4 protein-coding genes and 2 riboswitches are annotated in these 5,202 nt (G+C 38.8%); of the genes, 1 reads left to right on the top strand and 3 read right to left on the bottom strand.

What is annotated here, in order from left to right:
- Positions 1-152, bottom strand: a riboswitch (cobalamin riboswitch). This riboswitch is flagged as partial in the annotation.
- A 189-nt stretch (positions 153-341) separates the two neighbouring features.
- The 3 genes from OQ5_RS21355 to OQ5_RS0115870 form a co-directional block, all read right to left on the bottom strand.
- The gene (locus OQ5_RS21355) at positions 342-1,142 is read right to left on the bottom strand and encodes an anaerobic ribonucleoside-triphosphate reductase activating protein (RefSeq protein ID WP_176694093.1); all 801 of its coding nucleotides are present in this window, start codon (positions 1,140-1,142) and stop codon (positions 342-344) included.
- A 78-nt stretch (positions 1,143-1,220) separates the two neighbouring features.
- Positions 1,221-3,377 carry a ribonucleoside triphosphate reductase gene (locus tag OQ5_RS0115875; RefSeq protein WP_016778434.1) on the bottom strand — a complete coding sequence of 719 codons (2,157 nt, stop codon included), beginning with the start codon at positions 3,375-3,377 and terminating at the stop codon, positions 1,221-1,223.
- 125 nt (positions 3,378-3,502) lie between these two features.
- Positions 3,503-3,701: riboswitch (cobalamin riboswitch) on the bottom strand.
- Between the two features lie 6 nt (positions 3,702-3,707).
- The gene (locus OQ5_RS0115870) at positions 3,708-3,905 is read right to left on the bottom strand and encodes a hypothetical protein (protein WP_016778433.1); all 198 of its coding nucleotides are present in this window, start codon (positions 3,903-3,905) and stop codon (positions 3,708-3,710) included.
- Between the two features lie 375 nt (positions 3,906-4,280).
- On the opposite strand from OQ5_RS0115870, the gene OQ5_RS0115865 reads away from it, so the two are divergent.
- Complete coding sequence (locus OQ5_RS0115865) at positions 4,281-4,838, top strand: hypothetical protein (protein WP_016778432.1); 558 nt, start codon at positions 4,281-4,283, stop codon at positions 4,836-4,838.
- Positions 4,839-5,202: the final 364 nt, after the last annotated feature.

Raw genomic sequence — 5,202 nt, 5'->3', positions numbered from 1 at the left:
TTAATAGCTTTTCTTTTTTAAAGCTTTATACTAAACAGTGGCCATTTGCTACAGGATTTTTAGCGGAGCTTACAGTTGCGCGTCAGCCCATGATTTTCACATGGTTCCCTATTAAACCCGTTTTACCGGGTATCTTAATGTCCATAAAGATGTGAATGCACTAAACCAAGAGTGCAAATATAAATATTTTTATGATATAAAATAACATGCAAATTATATAGTGATTTAAATAACTCAAATATATGTTTAAATAACAACACACAGAACTTATCTAGTGCTATCAAAAAAACGCCAATTGCTGCGTTGGGCTTGCCTAAAAAACAGGAGTTTTCTTGCTGGCACTATCTAACATGTATAAACTCTTTTTTGGGATGATTTCTGATCATTTCATTGACAGAATCGATCGATATTTCATTTTTTACGATATTACCGGTACCCGGTTCTCTCAACTGCTGGATATAATAATTGGTATCAGCTATATCCGCAATACTCCGAAGGTCAACAATTGATAACTCCGAAGCCAGAGTGGTTCTGAATTCATGCGAAATATCTCCCTTTTTTAACCGTTCAACAGATCGGTTAATGCTTTCAAACATTTTGCGGTTAAATAAATGACCTGCAATTTCTTTGTATCGGTCGTATTCGAGTGGCGCTTTAATATCCATAGCAACATAGTCGACCAACTGATAATCGATGAGGCAGCATAACATATCCGGATTGGTTCCGTTTGTATCCAACTTTACTTTCATATCCATGTTTTTTATCAGTTCTAAAAAAACGGGCAATTTTTTATGTAATGTGGGTTCCCCACCGGTTACAACAACTGCATCCAGCATTTTTTTGTTTTTGCTGATCCAGTCCAGTAATTCAGCAACATCGTATTTAGACGCTTTCCTTATTTTATCGGGGAGTACCAGTTGAGCGTTGTGACAATAGCTGCATCTGAAATTACAACCAGCTGTAAACACAATGGCTGATATATATCCCGGAAAGTCTATGAGACTCTGTTTCAGAAAACCGCCAACAGGCAAATCCGGAATTTTTTTCCGATGGTGCATTTCGCAACATATATCCCAGCTTATGAGCGGCGGCTTTAGAGGCTGGCAATATTTTTTATCGTATTCCGATTTATTCAATGGCATTTTAATTGTTTTTATGCCGTTTGAATGACCGGAGAAAGCCATCCAAACGGAAATAGTGAAAACATCTTGCTTGAACACTTATGCTTCTTCCAACACTTTCACTCCTCGGGAATCAAATAAAGCCCTGCTTTTGAATTCTTCCTGTTTTCCCTCGTTCCAGTGGTCGACCGGTCGCAGGTACCCTACAATACGTGAAAAAACCGTGCACTTTTGTTGCTTTCCGGCGGCCTCGCATTTGGGACAAACGGGATGCTCGCCATAAAGATACCCGTGTTGGGGGCAAATGCTGAAAGTGGGTGACAAGGTAATGTATGGAAGCCGGAAGTTTTCAGTAATTTTTTGGATCAGTTGCTTAACAGACTCCACAGGGAGCCGGTTCTCTCCAACAAATGTGTGAAAAACAGTCCCACCAGTGTACAAGGTTTGCAATTCATCCTGTAATTCAAGAGCTTCAAAAAGATCATCGGTATAGTTGACCGGCAATTGTGTGGAATTGGTATAATAGGGTTCTCCTCCATCGTTTACCGATTCCTGATTGGCAACTATAATATCCGGGTATTCCTTTTTATCGATGCGGGCCAAACGATAAGAAGTACCTTCTGCAGGTGTGGCTTCCAGGTTGTAGATATGCCCGGTTTCTTCCTGGAACTGCTCCAGTTTGTGCCGCATAAAATTCATGGTTTTTAAGGCAAACGCATGACCTTCCGGGTCGGCAATGGAGCAACCGAGAAAATTCAGCGCACATTCGTTCATCCCGATAAGTCCGATGGTGGAAAAATGATTTCCCCAGTATGAATGGTTCTTTTTATATAGATGCCTCAGGTAAAATTTGGAGTAAGGATATAACCCCTGTTCTGTCAGTTTCTCAATGACTTTGCGTTTAATCTCCAGACTTTCTTTGGCCTGTTCCATAAGATGTTCCAGACGGTTAAAATAATCCTCTTCCGATCGTGCCTCATAACCAAGTCGCGGTAAATTGAGTGTTACCACACCAACCGAACCTGTCAGGGGATTGGATCCGAACAAACCTCCTCCCCTTTTTTTCAGCTCCCGTTTGTCGAGACGTAAACGACAACACATGCTGCGTACATCGTCAGGGTCCATATCCGAATTAACAAAATTGGAAAAATAGGGAATCCCGTACTTGGAAGTCATCTCCCAAATATATTTATAGTCGGAATTATCCCAGTCAAAATCAGGCGTAATATTATAGGTGGGAATTGGAAAAGAAAAAACACTGCCATTGGCATCTCCTTCCATCATTACCTCGGCATAAGCCTTATTGAAAACATCCATCTCTTTTTGGAAGTCACCATAAGTTTCTTCCATAATCCTGCCACCGATTACAACAGGCTGATCTTTTAAAAAGCCAGGCACCTTCAGATCAAGAGTTACATTGGTAAAAGGCGTCTGAAATCCCACACGGGTTGGTATATTCATGTTAAAGAAAAATTCCTGCAAACACTGTTTCACCTGAGAATATTCCAGTTTATCGTATCGGATAAACGGAGCCAGATATGTGTCAAAATTCGAGAATGCCTGAGCCCCTGCAGCTTCGCCCTGCATAGTATAGAAAAAATTTACAACCTGTCCGAGAGCGGTTCTCAGATGTTTTGCAGGATGGCTCTGAACTTTAGAGTCAACTCCTTTGAAGCCGGTTAACAACAAATCCTCCAAATCCCAGCCAACACAATAAACACTGAGAAAACCAAGATCATGGATATGAAAACGACCCGACTTGTGATTCTCTGCAATTTCTTTCGGATAAATCTGGTTCAGCCAATATTGAGAACTAACAATAGTCGAGATATGCTGATTCAGCCCCTGAAGTGAATATGTAGAATTGGCACTCTCCTTAATACGCCAGTCTTTAAGGTTGACGTAATCTTCAACCATATCGATATTAGAGAAAAGCTCTTTGGTATTTCGAATATTCTGATGCTGATAGCGATAAATAATAAATGCTCTGGCAGCCTGAAACTCTCGCGAATCGAAAAGCACCTTTTCCACCAGGTCCTGAATTTCCTCAACAAAAGGCGGTGTGTTTCTCTTTTTCAGATTAAGTTTTTCGACTACTTCACGGCAATACTTAGAAGCTTTTTTTCTGTCGGGGTTTCCGACAGCGCGAAGGGCTTTGAAAATGGCAAAAGTAATTTTCTCTTCATCAAAGAATACGTGGTGGCCATCACGCTTAACAACAAGCGTGGCATCAACCAAAGCTGCATTTTTCTTCATTGCATTTAAATTTTAAGGTTTGCAAAATGATACAATGCAGCTTCCGGAAAAAGAATTGGACAGGAAATATTTACCTCAAAAAATACAAGATAGATACCTCTCCTTTGCTTTTCGCCCGAAAGCTACGGATTGATTATTCGTCGGCAGGTCTTCTGGCTTGTCCTGTTTTGATGGCCTTCTCAACCTTAAAGGTCAATGGCATTTGAAGTATCAAAACATCATTAGGACTTACAGCTGCGGGGACAGCTCCTGATTTTCACAGGATTCCCTTTTAATTCTTTCCGACTGATCATCAGAAAGAAAACCGATAAATTTTGTTTTAATCTGAAATCAAAGATAGGTATTTTTCTTTGATGATTCTGTTTTGGGGTTGGTCATTTTTTCCCTCACTCCTGTTTTCTGAAATGTTAAAAAATGGTTTCTGTTCTTTTTTTCTTCAGAAATATATCCCCAACAATAGTTAACCAAAAGTAATGAAACGAGCATAGCAAGGATTGCAACAACAAGAATATTGATAAATACTTCCATGCGAGTTCCATTCGACCTTAAAAATTAAATTTTATACGAATAAATAGTATGTGTCTATAAACTCCCTAAAAATTTTTACAATTTGAGTGTCTGTTCAGAAAGTGCCAGTTGCAAGGCTTGCGAAGTCCGAAAATACGGAGTTTACTCATCGTAAATGAGTAATTTTCGGACGAGCGTAACACAGTAAATGGCACTTTATGGACAGATACTAAATAGTTAAAGTTGTTCATTATTATGATATTCTTTTGAATAGTGATATATAGAAATCTAATGATCTGTTGTTTATATATTAAAGCGAATTATGCCTGAGAGTGAAGTTTTTTAGTTATTTTCAACGTCATAAATCAATTATTTTTATTTCCAATTCAAAAATCAATGGAAACAAAACACATCCTTTACACATTGGCCATTGCCCTGACAATTCTTTCCTGCGGAACAAATAACCAGGAGAATGATAAGAACTCAGGAGAAACCGGTTCAAACGAATTGAAGTCCGTCAATATCGGTGATGCCAAAACAGTAGTAGAATTATTAGAAGTAGCCGAAAAAAATGTTGATAAAGAAGTTGTGGTAACCGGACTGGTTACACACGTTTGTCGTCACAGCGGAAAACGATGTTTTCTGATGGATAATAACGGAAAAACATCCATCAGACTGGAAGCCGGAGGTAACATCAACGGGTTTAATCAGGAATTGTCGGGTAGTAAACTGGTGGCCAAAGGAATTTTGAGAGAAAACCGGCTCTCATCTTCATACATCGACGAATGGGAAGAAAAAACACTCGAAGAAAAAGAAAAGGCAGAAATTGATGAAGATGCATGCAGCTCAGAACTCAATAATATAAAAGAGATGCGAAACTGGATGAAAGAAAACAACAAAGACTATTATGCCGTCTATTATATTGAAGGAATTGATTATGAAGAGATAGAATAACGGATGTGGTTAACATTTTAAAATGCAATCTTTAGTACAATAACCCGTTAAAACAAGCCTAAACGCAGAGACGCGATGACGCAAAGATTTAATTATGAGAGAGTTGATGTTTGTTTTCTGAGTTTTACAAACAATTTATTACCAGTCATTCGTAAAAGTTAAACGGATTATAATTAGTGCGTGTCTATAAACTCGCAAAAAATTTTTACAGTATGCGTGTCTGTTCAGAAAGTGTCATTTACAAGGCTTGCGAAGTCCGAAAATACGGAGTTTACTTTTCGTAAATGAGTAATTTTCGGACGAGCGTAACACGGTAAATGGCACTTTATGGACAGACACTAATTAGTGCGTGTCTATAAACTCA

Origin of the sequence: Anaerophaga thermohalophila str. Valhall, assembly GCF_000250735.1 — a bacterium.
Classification (GTDB): Bacteria; Bacteroidota; Bacteroidia; order Bacteroidales; family Marinilabiliaceae; genus Anaerophaga; species Anaerophaga thermohalophila_A.
Note: the sequence above shows the minus strand (reverse complement) of the source record. Positions and strands in the feature narration are given on the sequence as shown.